Origin of the sequence: Marinobacter koreensis, from assembly GCF_023156285.1 — a bacterium.
Taxonomy (GTDB): domain Bacteria; phylum Pseudomonadota; class Gammaproteobacteria; order Pseudomonadales; family Oleiphilaceae; genus Marinobacter; species Marinobacter koreensis.
The window spans coordinates 937277-954076 of record NZ_JAKZAJ010000001.1 but is presented as its reverse complement, the minus strand read 5'-3'; the positions used below and the strand labels follow the sequence as shown (position 1 = coordinate 954076).

Annotated in this window: 17 protein-coding genes; 13 read left to right on the top strand and 4 right to left on the bottom strand. The window is 58.2% G+C overall.

Features of this window, described 5'->3' with window-relative positions; all coding sequences use genetic code 11:
- Window positions 1-110 precede the first annotated feature (110 nt).
- Window positions 111-2000, top strand: coding sequence for a protein-disulfide reductase DsbD (gene dsbD, locus MLD04_RS04580; protein WP_248155161.1), 1890 nt, complete (start codon window positions 111-113; stop codon window positions 1998-2000).
- Here dsbD and tusA read toward each other — a convergent pair.
- Window positions 1997-2242 (bottom strand): sulfurtransferase TusA, encoded by a 246-nt coding sequence (tusA, locus tag MLD04_RS04575; RefSeq protein ID WP_248155159.1) that lies wholly within the window; start codon window positions 2240-2242, stop codon window positions 1997-1999. The two genes, dsbD and tusA, sit on opposite strands and share 4 nt — an antisense overlap.
- 87 nt (window positions 2243-2329) lie before the next feature.
- Here tusA and MLD04_RS04570 point away from each other — a divergent pair, with 87 nt between their 5' ends.
- The gene (locus tag MLD04_RS04570) at window positions 2330-2620 is read left to right on the top strand and encodes an antibiotic biosynthesis monooxygenase family protein (protein ID WP_248155157.1); all 291 of its coding nucleotides are present in this window, start codon (window positions 2330-2332) and stop codon (window positions 2618-2620) included.
- Here MLD04_RS04570 and rlmM read toward each other — a convergent pair.
- On the bottom strand, window positions 2617-3690 hold the full coding sequence (rlmM, locus tag MLD04_RS04565) for a 23S rRNA (cytidine(2498)-2'-O)-methyltransferase RlmM (RefSeq protein ID WP_248155155.1): 1074 nt from the start codon (window positions 3688-3690) through the stop codon (window positions 2617-2619). The two genes, MLD04_RS04570 and rlmM, sit on opposite strands and share 4 nt — an antisense overlap.
- A gap of 109 nt (window positions 3691-3799) precedes the next feature.
- On the opposite strand from rlmM, the gene MLD04_RS04560 reads away from it, so the two are divergent.
- Window positions 3800-5665 (top strand): sensor domain-containing diguanylate cyclase, encoded by a 1866-nt coding sequence (locus MLD04_RS04560; RefSeq protein ID WP_248155153.1) that lies wholly within the window; start codon window positions 3800-3802, stop codon window positions 5663-5665.
- Here MLD04_RS04560 and MLD04_RS04555 read toward each other — a convergent pair.
- A complete protein-coding gene (locus MLD04_RS04555; RefSeq protein ID WP_345799603.1) occupies window positions 5634-6287 on the bottom strand; it encodes an alpha/beta family hydrolase in 654 nt (217 codons plus the stop codon). The two genes, MLD04_RS04560 and MLD04_RS04555, sit on opposite strands and share 32 nt — an antisense overlap.
- Before the next feature lie 226 nt (window positions 6288-6513).
- Here MLD04_RS04555 and ccoN point away from each other — a divergent pair, with 226 nt between their 5' ends.
- The 9 genes from ccoN to MLD04_RS04510 all read left to right on the top strand — a co-directional run bounded on the left by ccoN (window position 6514) and on the right by MLD04_RS04510 (window position 15167).
- Window positions 6514-7944: a cytochrome-c oxidase, cbb3-type subunit I gene (gene ccoN, locus MLD04_RS04550; RefSeq protein WP_248155151.1), complete on the top strand. Its 1431-nt coding sequence runs from the start codon at window positions 6514-6516 to the stop codon at window positions 7942-7944.
- Window positions 7945-7958: 14 nt separating this feature from the next.
- Window positions 7959-8567 (top strand): cytochrome-c oxidase, cbb3-type subunit II, encoded by a 609-nt coding sequence (gene ccoO / locus MLD04_RS04545; RefSeq protein ID WP_008938648.1) that lies wholly within the window; start codon window positions 7959-7961, stop codon window positions 8565-8567.
- Window positions 8568-8572: 5 nt separating this feature from the next.
- Window positions 8573-8758 (top strand): CcoQ/FixQ family Cbb3-type cytochrome c oxidase assembly chaperone, encoded by a 186-nt coding sequence (locus tag MLD04_RS04540; protein ID WP_008938649.1) that lies wholly within the window; start codon window positions 8573-8575, stop codon window positions 8756-8758.
- Complete coding sequence (ccoP, locus tag MLD04_RS04535) at window positions 8755-9645, top strand: cytochrome-c oxidase, cbb3-type subunit III (protein ID WP_248155149.1); 891 nt, start codon at window positions 8755-8757, stop codon at window positions 9643-9645. The genes MLD04_RS04540 and ccoP overlap by 4 nt, the downstream gene beginning before the upstream one ends.
- Before the next feature lie 132 nt (window positions 9646-9777).
- Complete coding sequence (gene ccoG / locus MLD04_RS04530; RefSeq protein WP_248155147.1) at window positions 9778-11208, top strand: cytochrome c oxidase accessory protein CcoG; 1431 nt, start codon at window positions 9778-9780, stop codon at window positions 11206-11208.
- A 44-nt stretch (window positions 11209-11252) separates the two neighbouring features.
- Window positions 11253-11771, top strand: a complete 519-nt coding sequence (locus tag MLD04_RS04525) for a FixH family protein (protein WP_248155145.1) — start codon at window positions 11253-11255, stop codon at window positions 11769-11771.
- Window positions 11768-14215, top strand: coding sequence for a heavy metal translocating P-type ATPase (locus tag MLD04_RS04520; RefSeq protein WP_248155143.1), 2448 nt, complete (start codon window positions 11768-11770; stop codon window positions 14213-14215). The genes MLD04_RS04525 and MLD04_RS04520 overlap by 4 nt, the downstream gene beginning before the upstream one ends.
- A gap of 35 nt (window positions 14216-14250) precedes the next feature.
- Complete coding sequence (gene ccoS / locus MLD04_RS04515; protein ID WP_248155141.1) at window positions 14251-14493, top strand: cbb3-type cytochrome oxidase assembly protein CcoS; 243 nt, start codon at window positions 14251-14253, stop codon at window positions 14491-14493.
- On the top strand, window positions 14493-15167 hold the full coding sequence (locus MLD04_RS04510; protein ID WP_248155139.1) for a sulfite exporter TauE/SafE family protein: 675 nt from the start codon (window positions 14493-14495) through the stop codon (window positions 15165-15167). The genes ccoS and MLD04_RS04510 overlap by 1 nt, the downstream gene beginning before the upstream one ends.
- Here MLD04_RS04510 and ttcA read toward each other — a convergent pair.
- Window positions 15164-16069, bottom strand: a complete 906-nt coding sequence (ttcA, locus tag MLD04_RS04505) for a tRNA 2-thiocytidine(32) synthetase TtcA (RefSeq protein ID WP_248155409.1) — start codon at window positions 16067-16069, stop codon at window positions 15164-15166. The two genes, MLD04_RS04510 and ttcA, sit on opposite strands and share 4 nt — an antisense overlap.
- Before the next feature lie 84 nt (window positions 16070-16153).
- Between ttcA and MLD04_RS04500 the strand changes: the two genes are divergently transcribed.
- Window positions 16154-16798: a TetR/AcrR family transcriptional regulator gene (locus MLD04_RS04500; protein ID WP_248155137.1), complete on the top strand. Its 645-nt coding sequence runs from the start codon at window positions 16154-16156 to the stop codon at window positions 16796-16798.
- Window positions 16799-16800: the final 2 nt, after the last annotated feature.

Sequence of the window (16800 nt, the reverse complement as noted above, 5' to 3'; positions counted from 1 at the left end):
ACTTTACCCGGCCTAATACCAGACCAGTGGGAACTTTGCCACCGGAACGATGTCACTCGCGGGCGACATGAGGTTCGCCCAAAAACGATCAACAGGAATTTGCAATCCAGATGACTGCCAAAACTCTGGCCGACCGTAATCTGTCAAAACCAGCCGTGACCCTGGTGATCCTGGGCCTCATACTGTTCCTTCTGGCTCCCAGCGCTTCCGCTCTCGGCAACTCCGGCTCCGGCTTCTTCAGCACCGACAACGATTTCCTGCCGGTGGAAAAGGCCTTGGCGTTCAATTACACCTCTGAGAGCGGTTCGCTCGTTCTGAACTGGGACGTGGCCCCGGGGTACTACCTCTACAAGGGGCGTATTTCGGTGGAGGCATCAACCGACGGGGTTTCAACCGGCCCTCTCGCCTTTTCCCGGGACGGCGAAATCACCGAGGACGATTACTTTGGCAAAGTCACGGTGTTCTACGAGCCGGTAACTGCACGAATGCCCGTTACCCTTCCGGAAGGGACCACGGAAGCGACGTTTCGGGTTACCTTCCAGGGTTGTGCAAAAGCTGGCCTCTGCTACCCGCCCCAGACCCGGGATGTTCTCTACTATCCCGGCGACGGCGCCTCGGCTGTGGCGCCATCGGATGCAACCCGCGACTCCTCGCCGCCCGCCGGCTCCGCCGCACCGCTGGACACCGAGTCCGCCACCGGCCTTGCAGGCTTTCTCGCCGGCAGTTCGGCACCGGTCATCGTCGGTCTGTTTTTCCTGCTGGGCCTGGGGCTGACCTTCACCCCCTGTGTCCTGCCGATGGTGCCAATCATCTCAACGCTGGTTTCGGGGCATAACACCCGCACCACCGGGCATGCCCTTCTCCTTGCAATAACGTATGTGCTCGGCATGGCGTTGACCTATGCAGCGGCCGGCGTGATCACTGGCCTGCTCGGGGCAAGCTTCAACCTGCAGGCGCAGCTGCAATCGCCCTGGATTCTGGGAACATTTGCCGTCGTCTTTGTCCTGTTCGCGATGTCGATGTTCGACCTGTTTGATATCCAGCTTCCCAGATTCCTGAGGGATTCGCTGAACAACGCCAGCCATCGGCTGAGCCCGTCCCGCGTGGCGGGTATTTTCGGGATAGGCGCCATGTCGGCGCTGATTGTGTCGCCCTGTGTATCGGCGCCACTGGCGGGCAGCCTGCTTTACATCTCTACCACCCAGGATGCCGCCATCGGCGGACTGGCCCTCTTCGCCCTCGGACTCGGCATGGGTGTGCCACTGATCCTCGTCTCTGTCGGCGGGCGCCGGATGCTTCCCGCCAATGGTCGCTGGATGACGACCGTGAAGCATTTTTACGGCGTCCTGATGCTGGCCGTCGCAATCTGGCTTCTGGAGAGAATGGTCCCCGCCTGGCTCACGCTGCTGCTGTGGGGCCTCCTTGTCGGCATTACCGGCGTCCAGCTCGGCGCCTTTGACGCGGCGAAGGCGGGCTGGGAGCGCACTCGCAAAGGGCTCGGACTGGTACTGTTTGCCTATGGGCTCGCTCTCCTTGCCGGCGCCCTCAGTGGTGCATCGGATCCGTTAAAACCACTGGCACCGTTTACGGGATCATCAATGGCCAGAGCGGGCGATCTCCCGTCTGCCAGTGCCGACTTCCAGCGGGTCACTTCACCGGACCGGCTGCGTGAACTGCTTGATCAGGCCAACCGTCAGGGACGACCAGCCATGCTGGACTTCTATGCCGACTGGTGTATTTCGTGCAAGGTCATGGAACGGACGGTATTCAGTGATGGGCGTGTCGAGGAAGCCCTGCGGCCCTACACCCTCCTGCAGCTGGACATCACGGATAACACACCCGAGCAACAGGCGCTGCTCAACGAGCTGGGCATCTTCGGCCCACCGGCCATCCTGTTCTACAACGGACGAGGGAAGGAGCTGGAAAACCAGCGTGTTCTCGGCGAGATGGACCGGGATCAGTTTCTCGATCATCTCGACTCAGTGGCCCGGGCGCTCTAGACCTGATCGCCACGCCGTATGAGATACACAAATTCGTCGTCCTGCTCAGTCCGGGAAAGCAGTTCGTGTCCAAGAAACTGGCAGAAACGGGGAATGTCCCGGGTGGTCGATGGATCGGTGGCCACGATTCGAAGAACGCCGCCCGGCTCGACATCGTTGATCCGGTTGTGGAGCAGCATGACTGGCTCGGGACAGAACAATCCCCGGGCATCAAGCTCAGCGTCAAAGTGATCTGTGGTCAACGTCTTCTCTCCCGTCCGAGTAGGCTGATTTTTCGACAATCGATGCTAAAGTCGTGTTTAGGGTGGTTGTCAAAAAGGAGGATCACCATGATACGGGTTCTGATCGAACGTCACATTGCCGAATCACTGGAATCCAATTACGAGCTTCAGGCACGCATTATTCTACAGCACGCGGTCTCTGCCCCGGGCTTCATTTCAGGCGAGACCCTGCTGGATGCCCACGATCCGGATCATCGGATCACGCTGGCCAACTGGCGCTCCGAAGCCGACTGGGACCGGTGGTACCACTCAGAAGAGCGCAAGCAGCTGATGGCCGAACTGATTCCCATGATGGATCGTGACGAGAGCATCACCGTGCTGGAACAGTATGTTGCCTAACCGGTTCGCTCAATAAAACAGGTGATTTCCTCGCGATCATGGTACAGGTGTCGGGCCTGCAACCGGTATCCGATACCGGCGGCCTTGAGCCCCTGGACGAGGATATCCCGACAGATCAGCCATTCTTCGTACCGTTTCTTCATCGGAAGCTTGAGATTGAAAACGGTATAGCGGCAAAGGCCCGAGCCAATCCAGTCCACCACCAGGTGAGCGGTTTTCCGCGGCTGATCCACGATGTCGCAGACCATCCAGTCAATCCCGCGGTGTGGACGCCAGCTGTAGCCATCCGCCCGGACATGCTCGACCTGCCCCGAAGCCATCAAATCCGCATTCATGGGGCCGTTATCCACCGCGTACACCGACATCCCCTGACGGACGAGTTGCCAGGTCCAGCCCCCGGGCGCCGCGCCGAGATCGGCCGCTGTCTTCCCGCCCCCGATGTAGTCGAGCTCCCGCTCTGGAGGCAGGAACACCTTCCACGCTTCCTCCAGTTTCAGGGCAGACCGGCTCGGTGCGGAAGCCGGCAGCCGAAGCCGGACGATACCACCCGCATAGCGGGCTCGATTTTCAGCAAAACTGAAGCCAATGATGGCCTGGGTAAAGTCAGGCAGAATGATTTCGAGACGAGCGGATGCTCCGGAATCAGGCTCATCCATCAGACCGGCACCCCGCAGGCCCCGGGACAGGGGAGCCACCCACTTGCGGGCAAAGTTACCAAGATCCCGATCCGTGTTGTTCTCCAGTAACCGCACTTCGACCCTGTCGCAACGGGGCATCGCCGAGCGATGCGTTTTCAGGGCTTCGATGACGGCTCCAACGCGATCCTCGGGAGGCAGCTCAGGGGTATCGAGGACGATCAGCCAATCCCGGACAAAGACAAGGGTTTCGATCCCGACCCGATCCAGCAGCGCCTCCGCCTGCTCCGGCCCGGTCAGGTAAAATCGGACCAGCCCGCGATCCCTTTCGGGCTGAAAATACCCATAAAGTCCCGCCGACATGGCCGAATCGACCAGCTCCTGCCCGGCCTCCGCCTCAAACCCCGGGCGGCAAAATGCAAGAATCTGTTCCATGGTGCTCCTGATCGGGTGCGACACCAAGCCGCAAATTTGAATCTGTTTAACAGTGTAAGCTGTGTACCTTGGCTACACTCTGACTCTGTTTTTCTCTGTGGATGCCCGTATGGCACTTATCACGCGGTTGCTGTCGTTCGTTCTGCTGCTGAGCCTTGCGGGGCCGTCGCTTGCTGACAGCATGGCACGCCAGGACCGATGCCCCACCCTGGATGTCTCTAACCCCTCCGCACGGGTCCGGTTGATGCAGTATGTGTGCTACCACATTGCGGATCCCGGACAACAGGCCTATGAGGCAAAAGCCCCTGATCAGTTGCCAGGTGGGATAGAGTGGACCCGTGCGAATGGTCATGACCTGGTCTTCAGTCATACCGAGTCCACGTATTGGCTTCGCCTGCATCTGACAAACCGATCCGCCGGACAATTCCGCTGGTACCTCAAGCTGAATTACCCGCTACTGGATGAGGTCACTTTCTGGCAATCGAGTCCCTTCCGGGATACCCGGCCGATTGTCACCGGTGACCGCCGGCCCTTCTCTTCGCGGGGCATAGATTATCGATATTTCCTGCTCCCCGTCACCCTGGATCAGGGGGAAACCACGGACATTACCGTCAGGATTCACAGCAGCGGCGCCCTGAATATACCGCTGACGCTGGAAACCCCACAGGAAGTGATCGAAAGCAGCAACCATCTGACGCTGACCCATGGACTGTTTTACGGCGCTGTCACAATCTTTGCCGCTTTCAATCTGCTGCTATTTTTCAGTTCGGGTACCTTCTACTATTTTTACAACGCCTTTTATATGGCGAGCATGGGCCTGTTCCTGTTCGCAATGGGCGGCTTTGCTAACCAGTATTTCTGGCCAGACAACCCGGACTTTGCAAACACCGCCATCCCTCTGCTGCTCGGGTTTTGCGCCCTGGCCATGACGCTTTTCGGGCGATCCTTCCTGGAAGTCATCCGGGGTTCTGCGGCCGACCGGACACTGAAGTTCCAGGCCTGGGCCTGTGTCGTGGCGGTGACAGCCACCCTTTTTCTACCCTACCACCAGACCATTATCTCGAATACGGTCCTGGCACTCGCAGTGATCGCCAGCCTGTTCGTTTGTGCTGCGGTCCGTTGGCGGCAGGGATATCAGCCGGCAATCTGGTACCTGCTGGCGTGGATGGTCATGCTCCTGGGCGGCCTGATCTATGCGCTCGCGGCGTTTGGCTATCTGACGGATTTCCTGGCCAGTGAGTCCCTGATGCAGGTCACAATCGGCGGACAGGTGATTCTTCTCAACTACGCCATGGTGCAGCGCTGGCGACTCCTTAACCAGAAGCTGCTGGACGTCGAACACAATGCCCGCACAGAACTGGAAGTCCAGGTACATGAGCGGACGGCCCAGTTGAGAAAGGCCATGCGCGAGCTGGAAAAAGCAAACCGGAGTCTTTCCACCCTTTCACTCAATGACGCACTGACCGGCCTCTATAATCGACGCCACCTGGACAACTGCCTGCCGGAACTCTGTGCGGAAGCGCGTCGAACAGGAAACCCGCTCTCCCTGGCGCTGATTGATGCGGACCGATTCAAATCCGTCAACGATACCTGGGGCCACAGTTTTGGCGATGAGTGCCTGCGGCGCATCGCCGATGTTCTCACCCGGCATACCAAGCGGCCTCGCGACGTCGCGATCCGCTTTGGCGGCGAGGAATTTGCCCTGTTGCTACCGGGAACCGACCGCGAGGGGGCAGAAAAGGTATGCTCGGAAATACTGCACGATATAAGGCATGTCCCGATTGAGAGCCCGGACGGAACAGCCGTCAATCTGACGCTCAGTGCAGGTATTGCCGAGCTGCGGACGGCTGAAGACCAGGACAAGCTCTTCCGGCGAGCCGATGATGCTCTCTACGAAGCGAAATCCTCCGGTCGCAATCGGGTGGTCATCTCGGAGACCGTGATCACAGACCTGGAACCCGGGCCTGCCGGATAAAGAGCCGCGTCTGCCTGGCGGCTTTCCGAATCAGGTCATTCTGGCTTCGCCCGGAACGTGCGAGTGGTTGGAAGTCGTGATTTCCTCCGTCGAGCCACGTGATGGAACACCCGCCCAGTTCCGGCTGACGCTCCTCCAGCTCCTCGGCTTTGCCAAATGGATCGCGGGTCCCCTGCAGGATTAACATCGGACACTGGACCTGAGGGAAATGGTCCACTCGCCATTTGTCGGGCTTGCCGGGCGGATGAAAGGGATAGCCGTAGCACACCACGCCATCAACGGACGCACCGGAACTGGCCAGGATGCTGGCCATCCGCCCCCCCATGGATTTTCCCCCGACCCATATCGGGACCGACTCCCCAACCTCTTCCCGGATCTGAGCCAACGTTCCTGAAAAACAGTCAATCAGCACAGGCTGGCGGTCCGGAGGCCGTTTACGCCCGTCTTCCCGCCTTTTCTGCATATAGGGGAATTCGAACCTGACAACCGCCACACCTTCCTCATCGAGAGCCGCCGCCAGTTGTTCCATGAAGTCGGAATCCGCGGGGGCTCCCGCCCCATGTGCCAGAAGAAGGACTACGTCGGGACTGGTTACATAGCAATTGGTCTTAATCAACTTCACTTCAACCACCTTAAGGTTCATGGGAGCTATCATGACAGGGAAGACACAAACATTACGGGCATTTCCGGAAAACCGCGAGGCGGAAAGCGCCTGGAATCCGCTCCAGACCACTGATTTCGGGGAATTTGACGGATGTCAGGCTTTGATCTGAGTCATTGCAAAGATGCAATGCTTTATCCATACTTGCCTCCGCATAATTCCCCATCCTAAACCCATTGGTAAGGCTATGAGCACAGTAAATGCAAACCTGACGTACAACTACAAGGTGGTGAGACAATTCGCCATCATGACTGTAGTCTGGGGCATTGTTGGCATGAGTATGGGCGTGCTGATCGCATCCCAACTTGTGTGGCCCGCAATGAATCTGGACTTTCCCTGGAGTCACTTCGGAAGACTCCGTCCGTTGCATACCAACGCGGTAATCTACGGGTTCGGCGGATCGGCTCTGTTTGCCACATCCTACTATGTGGTACAGAGAACCTGTCAGGCCCGGCTGATTTCTGACGGTCTTGCCTCATTTACCTTCTGGGGATGGCAGGCCATCCTGGTAGCGGCAGCCATCACCCTTCCAATGGGTTTCACGACCAGTAAAGAATACGCAGAACTTGAGTGGCCGATCGATATCGCCATCACAATTGTCTGGGTGGCCTATGCCCTGGTCTTCTTCGGCACGATCATGAAGCGCGCGACCAAGCACATTTATGTTGCAAACTGGTTCTACGGCGCATTCATCATTACCGTTGCCGTCCTGCACGTCGGTAACAACCTGGAACTGCCCGCCAGCGCTTTCAAGTCCTACTCTGCGTATGCCGGCGTCACCGACGCCATGATGCAGTGGTGGTGGGGACACAATGCGGTTGGCTTCTTCCTGACCGCCGGCTTCCTGGGCATGATGTACTACTTTGTTCCCAAGCAGGCCAACCGTCCGGTCTACTCCTACCGCCTGTCGATCGTTCACTTCTGGGCGCTTATTGCCACCTATGTCTGGGCCGGCGGCCACCACCTGCACTACTCTGCCCTGCCAGACTGGGCTCAGACAGCAGGCATGATCATGTCCCTGATTCTGCTCGCACCTTCCTGGGGCGGCATGATCAACGGCATGATGACCCTCTCGGGCGCGTGGCACAAACTGCGCACGGATCCGATCCTGCGCTTCCTGGTGGTTTCCCTGTCGTTCTACGGTATGTCGACCTTCGAAGGCCCCATGATGGCAATCAAGACCGTCAATGCCCTGTCGCATAACACCGACTGGACCATCGGCCACGTTCATTCCGGCGCCCTCGGCTGGGTTGCCATGATTTCCATTGGCGCCATGTACCACCTGATTCCGCGCCTCTGGGGTATGGTCGAGATGTACAGCATCCGCATGATCAACGTTCACTTCTGGCTGGCCACCGTCGGCACCGTGCTTTACATCGTTGCCATGTGGGTTAACGGCATCATGCAGGGCCTGATGTGGCGTGCGGTCAACGAAGACGGCACCCTGACCTACAGCTTCGTGGAATCGGTTGAAGCCTCCCACGCCGGTTATCTGGTACGCATGATCGGTGGTGCAATCTTCCTGAGCGGCATGTTGCTCATGGCCTGGAACGTTTACATGACCGTTCGCCAGAAGCAGGCGGTTGCCCAGGATAACGCAGCAGCCCAGGCTGCCTGAGGGAGAAGAACCAGATGAAACACGAACTTATTGAGAAGCACCTTGGTTTGATGATCCTCCTGATCGTACTGACGATCAGTGGTGGGTTCCTGGTGGAAGTGGTTCCCCTCTTCTTCCTGAAAGAAACCAACACACCCGTGGAGGGCCTCAAGCCCTACACCGCGCTCCAGCTGGAAGGCCGGGATATCTATATCCGTGAAGGCTGCAGCGTGTGTCACACACAGCAAATCCGCCCGTTCCGCTCCGAAACCGAGCGTTACGGCCACTACTCCGTTGCCGGCGAATTCGTCTACGACCGGCCGTTCCTCTGGGGTTCCAAGCGTACAGGGCCAGACCTGGCACGTGTCGGCGGTCGGTACTCCGATGCCTGGCAGCGCCAGCATCTGTACGATCCCCGGAGTGTCGTGCCGGAATCCATCATGCCGGCGTTCCCGTGGCTGTTCGAAGACAAGGTGGACTACACCAAGACGGCCGACAAGATGAAGACCCTGCAGACACTCGGCGTGCCCTACACGGATGAGCAGATTGCCAATGCTGAGAGCGAGGTAAAGGGTAAATTCGAAATCGAAGCCCTGGTCGCCTACCTGCAGCATCTTGGCACTGTCATTTCTGAGAAGCGGTGATTCCAATGGACATCAATGAGTTACGCGGCTATCACACACTGCTGATCATGGCAGTCTTCATCGGCATTATCTGGTGGGCCTACAGCTCCCACCGGAAAAAGGCAAACGATGAGGCTGCACAGTTGCCGTTCAGCGACGACGAAGTAGACAAGCGTACTCTCGAACAGGAAAAAACGGAGAAAAAGCAATGAGTACCTTTTGGAGCGTCTGGATCAGCGTGATCGTGCTCGGTACTGTTTTCGGCTGCATGTGGCTTCTCTTTGCAACTCGCAAGAGCCAGACCACCGACGTCGAAACGGATCGGACCACCGGTCATTCCTATGACGGCATTGAAGAGTATGACAATCCGCTGCCCAAGTGGTGGTTCTACCTCTTCCTGGCTACCTGTATTTTCAGTCTGGGCTATCTGGCCCTCTACCCGGGTCTGGGCAGTTTCAAGGGCCTGCTGGGTTGGACGTCCCACAACCAGTGGGAAGCAGAGGTTGCTGCGGCCGAAGAGAAATACGGTGAAATCTACGCCCAGTACGGCAGCACGCCTGTGCCTGAACTGGCGAAGAACGAAGATGCCCTGAAAATCGGCCAGCGTCTGTTTGCCAACAACTGTGCGGTATGCCACGGCAGCGCCGCTCGCGGCCAGGTGGGCTTCCCCAACCTGACTGACGACGACTGGCTCTACGGTGGCGCGCCGGAGAACATCCTGCACACCCTGAAGAACGGTCGCATGGGCAACATGCCTGCCAAAGGCCTGATGCCTTCAATGACCGACCAGCAGGTCGACCAGGTGGTGAACTACGTCCTCAGTTTCAGCGGTCGTGAAAAGGACGCAGAAGCCGCGAAAGCCGGTGAAGCCGTCTTTGCACAGGCCTGTGCCGGCTGTCACGGTGCCGATGCCAAGGGTAACCAGGGGATCGGTTCGCCGAACCTGACGGACAACACCTGGCTGTATGGCTCCACCTACGACTGGATCAAGGAAACGGTCATGAATGGCCGTCAGAATCAGATGCCTGCCCAGCAGGGTCGTCTGACCGATGATCAGATCCAGATTCTGGCTGCGTACGTGTACAGCCTGTCCAACTGAAAAAAGCCGGCCAGATAGCTTCTGGCCGGGTCTTTTCAACCCTGTGCCCGCGCTCCGCGGACACAGGCTTGAACAGATCCGCAGACCCTCCGAGGCCCGCTCCCCGCTTTACCATTTCATCGGGAGGTAACGATGAGCAGTGAGATTCCGGTCAAACAGATTGACCCTTCCTCTGACCCCTCCAATAAAAACAAAAAAGCAGAGACCGTAGAGCTTTATGCCAGTCGCAAAAAGATCTACGTGAAAGAGGTTAAGGGCTTCTTCCAGAGAATTCGCAACGTCAGCCTGATGGCTCTCATGGGAATGTACTTTCTGTTCGTATGGATCACCATCGACGGACAGCCATTGATCCATTTCGACCTTCCGGCCCGTGAATTCCACCTCTACGGTGCGACCTTTTATCCCAAGGATTTCATCCTGCTTTCGGGCATGCTGATCATTTGTGCCTTTGGACTGTTCTTCATCACCACCCTGTTTGGCCGGGTCTGGTGCGGTTATACCTGTCCACAAACCGTCTGGACCTTCATCTTCATGTGGGTGGAGGAGCGTATTGAGGGCAGCCGGAACAAGCGAATGAAGCTGGACCGGGCCCCGACCTCCTCGGAGAAACTACTCAAGAAATCGGCGAAACACGCCATCTGGCTCCTGATAGCACTGGCGACGGGGCTCACGTTCGTCGGTTATTTCTATCCGATCCGTGAGCTGATCGTCGATCTTTTCACGCTGCAGGCGAACGGCTGGGCGTATTTCTGGGTGGCCTTTTTCATGGTGGCGACCTATCTGAATGCTGGCTGGATGCGAGAGCAGGTCTGTCTTTATATGTGCCCGTATGCGCGCTTCCAGTCCGTTATGTTCGACCCCAATACCCGGGTCGTCTCTTACGATCCGAACCGTGGTGAGCCGAGGGGCAGTCGGAAAAAAGGCGTGGCACCTTCCGAGGTCGGCCTGGGCGATTGCATCGATTGCGGACAGTGTGTGCAGGTTTGTCCGACCGGAATCGACATCCGGGATGGTCTGCAGTACGAGTGTATTGGCTGCGCCCTGTGTATCGATGCCTGCGACCAGGTCATGGAGAAAATGAATTATCCAACAGGCCTGATCCGGTATACTACCGAGAACGAACTGGAAGGTAAGACGTCGAAGCTTCTTCGACCACGGACCTTTGGTTACGGTGCTGTTCTCCTGACCATGATCGGCGCCATCATTTTTACCCTGGCCACCCGGGTACCGGGGCAGATGGATGCGCTCAGGGATCGCGGGTCACTCTACAGTTTCAATGGCGAGGGCCGGATCGAGAATTCCTACACCCTCAAAATCGCAAACATGACGGAAGTGCCCCAGACCTTTACTATTTCGGTGAATGGCCTCGAAGGCATCCGTATCCTGACCAGCACACAGGTGACCGTGCAAAGCGGCGAGAACCGGTCGCTACCCACGGTGGTTGACGTTCCGCCGGACGCAATCTCGGAGACCAACAGCAAGATCCGGTTCTTCGCGAAATCGCAGACCGATTCTTCGCTGAATCTTGAAACTGAAAGCCGATTTGTCGGTCCCACACGCTGAGTGCGGACATGTGACCAACATTCACCCTTGAGAGACAGTTCAGTATGAGCGTTAACGCCCCGGTCGCCCCATGGTATCGACAGCCCTGGTTCTGGTTCATCGCGTTTTTTCCCCTGATTACCATTGTCTGGGGCGTCGTGATGATCATCATTGCCGCCAATGTCGAAGACACCATGGTGACAGACGACTATTCCAAAAAAGGCCTGGCCATCAACATGGAGTTGAAGAAGGATGAGAAGGCCTACACGATGGGCATGGTCGGGGCACTGACCTTCGAAGGGCGGGACCTTGTACTCAGGCTCAAATCCGATCAGGGCCCTGCCGATTACCAGTACCTGATACTGTCCCTGTACCACCCGACGCTCGCCGGGCGTGACCGGACGATCCAGTTCAATTCGAACGGCAACGGGCTGTATTCGGGTAAGCTGCTGAAAGATATCCAGGGACGCTGGTACTACATGTTGCGTGATCCCGCCGATGACTGGCAGATCAAAGGTGAGCTCCAGCTGCCCGCAGAGGGCTCAACTCTCACACTACAGGCTGACAAGCCCATTCAAGGGTGAGTATCACTCCCTGCTTCCATTGCGGGGAGCCGGCAGACGGTTCCCCGCCCATAACTCTGGAGCTTGATGGTGAGCTCCGGCATTTTTGCTGCCGCGGTTGCAAGGCTGTTTGCGAAACCATCCGCCAGGAGGGCCTGGATGGCTTCTACCGCTTCCGTACCGAACCGGCAGCGACCCCTCGGGAGCTGAGCGACGCTGAACTCAATCGGCTCCGGGAACTGGACCACCCACTGGTTCAGAAGTCCTTCGTGTCCGCTGTCAAAGCCGGCCAGGAAGCCCAGCTATTGATTGGGGGCATCACCTGCGCTGCCTGCATCTGGCTACTCGAGAATCACCTGAAAAAGCAGCCCGGTGTGCTGGATTTCAATGTGAACCATACCACCCAGCGTGCAACCCTGGTCTGGTCTCCGGAACAAACCAGGCTGAGCGACCTGCTGATCGCCATTCATCAGCTCGGTTATACGGCCCGCCCTTACCAAGCCGATGAACTGGAGAAGCAACTCAAGGCGGAACACCGATCCATGTTGATTCGCCTGGCCATTGCCGGCATTGGATCGTTCCAGAGCATGATGTTGGCGTTCCCGCTGTATTTCAACATGATCAACGGGCTTTCGCCGGAGTTCGTCACGTTTTTCCGATGGTTCAGTCTCCTGGTTGCAACCCCTGTTGTGTTCTACAGCGCCCGGCCCTTCTTCCGGAACGCACGGCGGGATATTCGCAGTCGTCACCTCACCATGGACGTTCCGGTTGCCATCGCGATTGGCCTGGCCTATGCCGCCAGCGCCTGGGTAACCATCGTGGGTGGCGAAGAGGTTTACTTTGAATCCGTCTGCATGTTCACCTTCTTCCTTCTGCTTGGCCGTTATGTGGAAGTCATGGCGCGCTATCGGGCCGGCCTGACCGGCAATGCACTGGCCGGCTTCCAGCCAGCGGTGGCAATCCGCGTCGCCGGAGAGGACGCGGATCTGGTTCCCACGCACGACCTTCAGGCCGGTGATACTGTCCGGGTCCGCCCCGGGGAGACACTGCCCGTGGACGGCATAATCCTGTCCGGGCAGTCGACGCTCAACGAGGCAGCCCTGACCGGTGAGTATCTGCCCGAATCCAGAGGGCCCGGGGATGTGGTCCATGCTGGCAGTGTCAATGGAGAAAATGCCCTCGACATACGCGTAGAAAAGGCCGGGGCGCAGACCCGCCTGTCCGGGATTCTCAGAATCCTGGACCGGATCCAGGCCGAGAAGCCACCGGTTGCCCATATGGCGGACCGGATCGCCGGCAAGTTTGTCGCCCGGGTCCTGATCCTTGCTCCGCTGGTGTGGATCGGGTGGTTGCTGGCCGGCGCGCATAACGCCTTCGACATCACGCTCTCCGTTCTGGTGGTCACCTGCCCCTGTGCCCTGTCTCTGGCGACCCCGACCGCCATTACTTCCGCCACCATGAAGCTGCGTCGCGATGGCTTCCTGCCGACTCGTGGCCACACCATTGAATCCCTGAACGACATCGATACGGTGGTGTTCGACAAGACCGGTACGCTCACCCGCGGCGAGCTGTCCCTGGTTAACACACAAACGCTCGCTGAGCCCAGCGACAAAGACTGCCTTGCGCTGGCCTCCGGGCTGGAAGGTCATTCCGAACATCCGATTGCCAGGGTGTTTCATGGCGTACCGGCGGCATCAATGGAGACCGTCGAGAATCACCTGGGTGGCGGATTGACCGGTCAACGCAATGGAAAAGCCTATGCCATCGGGCATTTCGACTTCGTCCTGGCGCATACCAGTGCACCACCACCGGATCATGAACCGGGCCAGGGGCTGGAAGTCTGGCTGGTCTCCGATGATGCATGGCTCGCCAGATTCCAGCTCGACGACCAGCCCAGAGAAGATGCAAAGGCAGTGATTCAGGCCCTCCAGGGGGAGGGCATCCGGACGATGTTGCTCAGCGGTGATCGGTCCAGCCATGTCCAGCACATTGCCGGAATTCTGGGCATTGACGAGGCCATTGGCCAGGCATCACCGGAAAAGAAGCTGTCCGTACTTGAGGACCTCAGGGATCAGGGCCACCGGGTCATAATGGTCGGTGACGGGCTGAATGACCTGCCTTCAATGGCCGGCGCCGGTGTGTCGGTGGCCATGGGAACAGCAGCTGACCTGACCCAACTGAAAGCCGATGCCGTGCTGCTCAACAGCCAGTTGATGGTGCTGCTGGATGCCCTGAAAGTCAGCAGGCGGACACGCCGGGTGATCCGCCAGAATCTCGCCTGGGCCCTGGTCTACAATCTGGGCGCGCTGCCTCTTGCCATAGCCGGACAGGTGCCCCCCTGGCTGGCGGCCATTGGTATGTCCGCAAGCTCTCTGATCGTGGTACTGAACGCGATCCGCCTGGGCTCGGGCAAGTCGGCCGGGACCCCGGTCACTACGGATGTTGGTGCCGAGGCACTCTCCTGATAATGTAGAAACTGAACCGAAAGCAGGACTGTATTGTGGAAAGTGTTCTCTACCTTGTACCGCTGATGCTGATTCTCGTTGCCGTCGGGATCGGCCTGTTTTCCTGGGCGGTGAAAAGCGGCCAGTACGACGATCTGGAAGGCCCGGCTCATCGGGTTCTCTATGATGACGACAAGGAAATGATCCCGAAGGACGCACAGACACCTGACATGAAACAGGATCCGGAGGAGTCTGCCAACTCCGGTGAGGACAGCGACGGCAAAAAATCCAATTCCTGATGGCGGCCGACCTCTATCTAAGCTACTCCAGCGCCTTCATGATCGGGCTTTTGGGAAGTACCCACTGCCTGGGCATGTGCGGTGGCATCAGCGCCTCGTTGTCCATGACCCTGCCTGTCGGTCGGGGATTCCGGATCCGTCAGTCGGCAATGCTGCTCAGCTTCAACCTCGGCCGCATTGCCAGTTACACCCTGATTGCCATATTGATTGCCAGCCTGAGTACCGGCGCTGCCGAACAGTGGGCGTCAGCCGGCGCTATCCTGAGAACACTCGCAGGGCTTCTGTTGATTTTCATGGGGTTATCCATGGGACAGTGGTGGCAGGGGATTCGATACATTGAACGGGTCGGGGCGCCGGTGTGGGCGCGACTCGCACCGCTGACCCGGAAACTGATGCCGGTCCATCACCCGATCCAGGCCCTGGCACTCGGGGCATTATGGGGCTGGCTTCCCTGCGGGCTGGTCTACAGCACCCTGGGATGGGCAGCCCTCCAACCAACCATCACGTCGGCCGGCCTGACCATGTTCTGTTTCGGCCTGGGGACCCTGCCTTCGATGCTGGCAACCGGATTCGCCGCCAACCGCCTCCGGGACTTCCAGGCGAGCCAGCTTGTTCGCAAGACTACAGCGGTGCTGCTGATCGGGTTCGGTTTCTGGACCCTGCCCCTGTTCTAGATATTCAGCACATCGAGGCGACCAAAGCTCTGGTCCGCCTGCGGCTCGGCTGTATTGACAGACTGGCGCTTGCCGCCAAGACGCCGCCCCTCCCTGAAATCGTAGAGATCCGGGTCCGCCAGGTGCGAAGGTTCCACATTGCACATGGCCCGGAACATCGTTTCCAGACGGCCGGGGTGTTGCTTGTCCCAGGTCTGGAACATGTCCTTGATCACCTGCCGTTGCAGGTTTTCCTGCGATCCACACAGGTTGCAGGGAATGATCGGAAATTCCCGCAACGCCGCATAACGTGCAATGTCCTTTTCGCGGCTGTACGCCAGCGGACGTATGACCGTGTTGCGACCATCATCGCTGTGCAGGACCGGGGGCATGGATTTGAGTTTGCCTCCGTAGAACATATTCAGGAACAGCGTTTCAAGCAGATCATCCCGGTGATGCCCGAGCGCGATCTTGGTCACCCCGTGCTCTTCGGCAAAATTGTAGAGAATTCCACGACGTAGGCGGGAACAAAGGCCACAAGTGGTCTTCCCTTCCGGGACCTTTTCCTTGACAATGCTGTAGGTGTCCTTCTCGATGATGTGGTATTCGATCCCGAGAGAACTGAGGTATTCCGGCAGTACTTCCTCCGGGAAGCCCGGTTGTTTCTGGTCGAGATTAACGGCAATCAGTTCGAACGACACCGGGGCGCTTTTCTGCAGATTCAGCAGGATGTCCAGCATGGCATAGGAATCCTTGCCACCGGACAGGCAACACATAACCTTGTCGCCCGCCTCAATCATCGAGAAATCGGCGATGGCCTGACCGACTTCACGGCGCAGACGCTTCTGTAGCTTGTTGATTTCCACCTTCTGGCGACGATCCCGCTCGGATGCGGTAACGGAGTCAGGAGATTGGGCGATCATCGTTTCGGACATAACAACCACGTTCGTAAAATCAGTGAACCCGCGATTATACGCGTCACAGGGATTCAGGGACAGGTCAGCAACATGGATAAGTTACAGGACGAAACCGCTGCCATCGGCCGGCGGGAACGCAATCGCATCCGCAATCGCAACGCCATTCTCATGTCCGCCAGGGACACGTTCCGGGAACTGGGGTACGACCGGGCCACGATCCGGGATATCGTCCAGCGCAGCGGCCTTGCCACAGGCACGTTCTACAATTATTTCACGAGCAAGCAGGACATCTTCGCCACACTGCTCACCGATTTCCTCACTCGCCTGAATGACGGCCTGATCCGGAATCGTCGGTCCGCCCACACCACGGAGGATTTCATTCACCGGGCTTATCTCGGGCTTTACCAGGCAACCGCCCGGGATCCACTTGTCTATGAACTGGCTCGTCAGAACGACCGGGCGCTGAGAAAGCTGTTCGGCTCCAATCTCCTTGAGCTGGCCATGTCGTCGCTGGAAGAGGATGTGCGAGATGCGATGGAGCGTAATCTTCTACCGAGCGTCGACTACGAGTATCTGTGTGCCAGCTTTTTCGGGGTGGCCTACGAGATGAGCCTGTCGGTGGCTCGCAGGGCCCACAATGCTCCGGAATCAGCCGAACAGGAAGCCGAGGGGGCAGCACGTTTTTCGACAGTCCTTTTCCTTGGCGGACTGCCCGAACTGGCAAAACTTTCCTGAGA